The sequence below is a fragment of the Rubrivirga sp. genome (assembly GCF_049648075.1).
Taxonomy (GTDB): domain Bacteria; phylum Bacteroidota; class Rhodothermia; order Rhodothermales; family Rubricoccaceae; genus Rubrivirga.
In genome coordinates this window covers 1-5,061 of sequence record NZ_JBARYR010000276.1, presented here as the reverse complement: position 1 = coordinate 5,061, position 5,061 = coordinate 1, and the positions used below count along the sequence as shown (strand labels likewise).

Here is a 5,061-nt window from a genome sequence, read left to right as displayed (position 1 = left end):
CCTGGATGCCCGCCGCGGGCACGAACGCCCACCCCTCGAACGACTCGTAGGCGAAGAGCAGGCCCAACAGGGTCGCCGCGCTCGCGAGCGCCCACAGCCCGGAGGCCGCCTTCCGCGCACCGTCCTGGACCCAGGCCGACGTGAACCCGAACACGACCGAGCCTGGTGCCATTGCGGCCGCGGCGATCCAGTACCAAGTGGTCGCGGTCATCGAGAGGGGGATGGGAGGGACCATAGCTACAGAGACCACCCCCACTGCGTCCCTGCCTCAACCTGAAAAGGCATTCAGGTTGGACGGGATCATGGTTTTCCCGAGGGGTGTCCATTTCTGTGTGTCTCCGAAGGCGCCCCTCCTGACCCGTTTTTTCGCATACACGGCCGCACCTCGTGGCTCCATCCCCCGACGCGATCCCCAAGGATACCCGTTCGGCTCTCGCCGCTCTTGCAGGCCGCGCCACCGACGCCCTCGCGTCGTGCATCCCGGTGCCCGATGGCTACGACGCAGAGGCCTTCGCGCCCGCCCTCGAGGCGAACCTCGTCGAGCCGTGCGACGACGGCTTCGTGTTCGCGGACGCCGAAGCCCACGCGCAGGCTATCGCTGAGGCCTTCCTCCCCGACGCCGAGGACGCCTGGGACGACCCCGCCGCGCTCGTCACCGTCCTCCACCGCGTCTGGCGGCTCCAGCACCGGGGGCTCAAGGGAGCCGCCCCGCCCGGACGGCTCCACCCTGCTTCGCGGCTCCTGCTCGCGCTCGCGCAGGGAGGGCGCGATGTTGCAGCCCGTCTTCCCCGTCTCGTCGCCGCGGACTACCCCGGTCCTGGCGAGGCCCCCGGCGACGATCCGCCCGGAGGACTCCAGACGCGCAAGACGGCGATCAAGCTGGCTACCCATGGTGCTCTCTCGGGCCTGAGCCCCACCCCACAGCAAGCGCTCGACATCGGCGTTGCGGCCGGGGAGTACTTCGAGGACACCGGCGGGGTAGGCTCCAACTACATGGGCCTTGGCACGGTCGCTCGGGATCATCCGGACACGGCCCGTGAGGCCGTCCGCCTCGCGGTCGAGGCCGATACGATCCAGGCGCTCGCGACCGTACCGCACCTGCTGCACGGTCTAGCCGCGACGGCGCCGGACGACGCGCTGGACCGCGCGCTCACGCTCACGCGGGAGGCCGAGGGCGCTCGCGTCCACACGGGGCTCCTCGCCCTTGGCGGCCTGCACTTCCAAGCAGGCGATAGCCGTTACGACGCTGTGCTTGACCGGCTGGACGAGATGACCGCCGACCCCGCGCCGGAAGTCGAGCGGGCGTTGGCGAGGGCGCTCGCAGCCATCTCCCTCCGGTCCCACGTCGAACGTGCGCTCGACCTCCTCGTCCGGCTGGCCCCCCGCCCGAACGCGGCCACCGCCGTCGCTCGCGGCGTCGCTAACCTTGCCGTCCACTACGGCCCCGACCTCTACAGGACGGCCCTGCTCCGTCTCGCCCGCGCGCCGCTCTCCGGCGGGGGACTGGAGGCGTTCCGGTCGGCGCTCTACCAGGCCCCGCCAGACCTGGCTCTCGACGCGGCCGAGGCGTGGGCGATCACGCACATACCGGGGGAGTTGGGATTCGCCGACGCCGTTGACTATGCGTTGAACAACGTGCCCGACGACGCCCTCGACGCGCGGGTGACGCGGTGGTTGGCGAGCGGCTCGCCCGCGCTCGCACGGGCCGCGGCCGACCTCGTCAACGACGCCCGGAGGATGAGTCGGCCGTGGGCGTTCCCGCCGCTCACCGTCGCCACGCTCGACGCCCGCGAGATCCTCCACGTAGTCCGCCAAGTGCTGGGCTGGCTCCACAACGGCCGCGCCCTCGCCCGGCTCGTGGTGTCGTTGTTCGACGCGCCCGCCCTCCCGCCGGAGGTCGCAGCGTTCGCTGAAGACCGCCTCGTCGATTTCGTCGCCTTCACGCGCCCAGGTGAGACCCGCGAGGTTCTGTCTAGCATCGACGCGAGCCGACGGCCACGTGCGGCGGCCATCGCGGCGCGCGTGCTCGCCCGAGTCGACGCCCAGGACGAGAGGTACCAAGCCCTCGAGCGACGGACGGAGCTGATGGTCCCCCTCGACCGCATCCGCCCGTTTATCGTCGCTCGCCGCCGGTTCGACCGCGCGATCTACAAGCAGGTCCAAGAACAGAGCGGCTTCCCCTTGAAGGACATCTTCCAAGAAGTTCAGGTCCGCGGCGGCAAGGGGTCCCTCGTCGAGATGCACGACGGGACCCTGGAGGTGTCGCCCTTTCAGAAAATCGAGACGCCCGGATTCAGCCTGCGCGGCGACGTCATCGACCCCGTAGGCCAAGACTTCCGGCGCCTCGTGTGGCGCGCGACGCCGCTCCCCGAGCCAGACCCGGCGCCTCGACGCCCACCCAATCTCCCAAGCGGCGGTCGGAGTGGTCTTGGCCGACGGCGCTACCCCACGCGCGTGCACCCCAAGCGTCGCAAGCCATTCCGCCGAACGCCCCGGCGCTAACCCATGAACCTTGTCCTCCGCGACTACCTCGCCCTCCAGAAGGAGTCCGGCGAGCTCGACGTGCTCATCCCGGACCTCCTCCTCAACATGGGGCTCCGGCCCCTCAACCGCGCAGGCAAAGGGAGTCGCCAGTACGGCGTCGATGTGCCCGCCGTCGGGACCGACCCCCGCGACGGGGTACGGAAGCTCGTTCTCGTGACGGTCAAGCAGGGGGACATCGACCGGAGGACGTGGAACGGCGGGTTGCCCGCCGACGTCCGGCCATCGCTCGACGAGATTCTGGACACCTACCTCCGCTCCCACGTCGAGCCCTCCCACCAAGGGCTCCCCGTGTGCGTCATCGTCGCCACCGGCGGCGACATGGACGAGCAGGTCCGGCTCGACTGGGCTTCTTACACCGAGAACAACGGGGGCACGGTCCAGCGCGGGGGGACCGACTACGAGGTGTCCTTCGAGTTCTGGGGCGGCCACGAGCTGGCGGGTCTCATTGAGGCCCACCTCCTCGATGAGTACCTCTTCCCGAGCCCGGCGGAGGGTCCCGATGTCCGCGCCGTCATGCGTCGGACGCTCGCGCTCGCGGGCGACCCCAACTTCGACCTTGCGCCGTACGAGGCGCTCGTCCGTGCCACGCTCGACCCGGTCCGCCTCGACACCGCGCCCAAACGCCGCCGCGCACTCCGAGCGCTCCGGCTCACCCTCCGCGTGCTCTATCGCTGGGGCGAGCGCGAGGGGAACCTGCGCCCGGCGCTTCTGGCCTCCGAGTACGTCCTCCTTCGGGTCTGGCACTTCATGGTCACCCAGGGGCTCACAGGGGCGAACCGCGTCGAACGGCCGGAGTTGGGCGCGCTCTACGGGACGTGGCATGAAGTTCTCTACGCATACCTCGAAGCGATTCGCCCCCACTGCGAGACGCCCAACGGCCTCTTCGGGTACTCACCCGCCGACGACATCGAATACCCGGTCCGCGTGTTCGACGTCCTCGGACACCTCGCCCTCGCCGGACTCGGAGAGTTCCACATGGCCAAGGCGACCTACGCGAAGATCAGCCATCTGGCGGAGTCGGAGGGTGACGGTGTGGAAGACGACGCCCAAGAGTCCGATCTGGACGAAACGGATCTGGACGGAGGTGAGGGCAACACGCCTTCGGGACCAGACGCCGAAGACAGTGCGGGACCCGCCTCAGAGGAGGAGACGCCAGACGGGGCTGATGAGGGAGAAGGCTCGGAGGAGAGTGCGCTGAGCGAGACCAACCAAGACGCTGGGGAGGCCTTACTGGGGCAGTTCCGGGGGTACCTCCGGAACACCGAGGTGATAGCAAACCGGATCGTCGCCGTCATCGTCCACAACCCCGCAGCCTCTACGCCGCCCTTCGACGACAACGTGGTCGAGGTTGCCCTCGCGCTCCGCGCCCTCGCCCTCGGCGGTCGGGTCGACGACGCCCGGGCGTGGGCCGAGCAGATCATTCGGACGCTCGGGTTCGCCTGGACCCACAAACCGTCTCGCGTGCCAACGTATGCGGGCACGTACGAGGACCGGATCGACGTGCTCCTCGGTGTCGAGGAGCCGGAGTTCCCCTCTTCGACGATCCTCGCACTCCTCGCCGAATGGGCCGTCGCCACGGACGACCCCGCGCTCTACGACTCGATTCGGGACGTCGTCCAGGACCAGCTCTCGGAGGTCAACCTCCAGGTGTGGGTGCCGACCGATGAGACGGACCCCGACCTCTACGCAGGCCCTGCCATCAACACCGGTCTCTTTAGAACATCCATCCGGCTGCCTGCCACGTTCGGCGAGTTCGTGGCCCAGGTGCGTCGGGAATCCAGCTTCGACGATGATGTCGCGGGCTACTCCGCAGATCTGGCCGGTCTCCCACTCCTTTCGCTAATCGCCTCCCGCCACTTCAGGACACCGCCGCGACCTTCCGTATGGCGAGCGCTCGCTCGTGCAGGTCGGGAAGAGAGTTCTCCCTAACAGTGGCTTCCCAAGCACGGCAGCAACGCCCAGAACGTCGCCCCGTGGCCCGGACCCGGGCTCGCGCAGCCGACGGTGCCGCCGTACCCCTCCACGATCGCCTTCACGATTGCGAGCCCCAGCCCGCTCCCGGGCTCGGCCTGGACCTCGGGCGTATCCGCGCGGAAGAACCGGTCGAACAGCCGCTCGCACGTCGCCTCGTCGAAGCCGGGGCCGGTGTCCTGGACCTCCAGCCGTGCCGTGCCGCCGGCGTGGGTGAGCCGCACCGATACCTGACCGCCCGAGGGCGTGTACTTGACTGCGTTGCCCAACAGGTTGTCCACGACCTCGGCCAGCGGCGCGGCCTCGGCCGCCAGACGGACGCCGGGATCGACGGTCACCCCCAGCATGACCCCCTTCGTGTCGGCGTCAATTCGGACGCGCTCGGCCCGCTGGCGGACCAACTCGCCGACATCGAGCCGCGCGTCCGCTGACCGCGAGAGCGACTCCGCCCGCGCGAGCTGCAAGAGGCCCTGGACCGTCCCCGTCATCTCGGCCACGTCCTCCACCACGCGCCCCAGCGTCTCGCGGTAGGCCGCGGGCTCGCGC

At 69.7% G+C, this 5,061-nt stretch carries 4 protein-coding genes; 2 read left to right on the top strand and 2 right to left on the bottom strand.

The annotated features are described in order from the left end of the window. Positions 1-211, bottom strand: a 211-nt coding sequence (locus WBA11_RS08235; RefSeq protein ID WP_424520217.1) for a hypothetical protein, incomplete at its 3' end; no start/stop codon positions are given. Positions 212-387: 176 nt separating this feature from the next. Between WBA11_RS08235 and WBA11_RS08230 the strand changes: the two genes are divergently transcribed. Next, entirely contained in the window at positions 388-2,502 is a 2,115-nt protein-coding gene (locus WBA11_RS08230; protein ID WP_424520216.1) for a hypothetical protein, read from the top strand. Positions 2,503-2,505: 3 nt separating this feature from the next. After that, positions 2,506-4,473: a hypothetical protein gene (locus WBA11_RS08225; protein WP_424520215.1), complete on the top strand. Its 1,968-nt coding sequence runs from the start codon at positions 2,506-2,508 to the stop codon at positions 4,471-4,473. On the opposite strand, the gene WBA11_RS08220 is transcribed toward WBA11_RS08225, so the two are convergent. Then, a partial coding sequence (locus WBA11_RS08220; protein WP_424520214.1) for a sensor histidine kinase occupies positions 4,470-5,061 on the bottom strand: 592 nt, incomplete at its 5' end. The two genes, WBA11_RS08225 and WBA11_RS08220, sit on opposite strands and share 4 nt — an antisense overlap.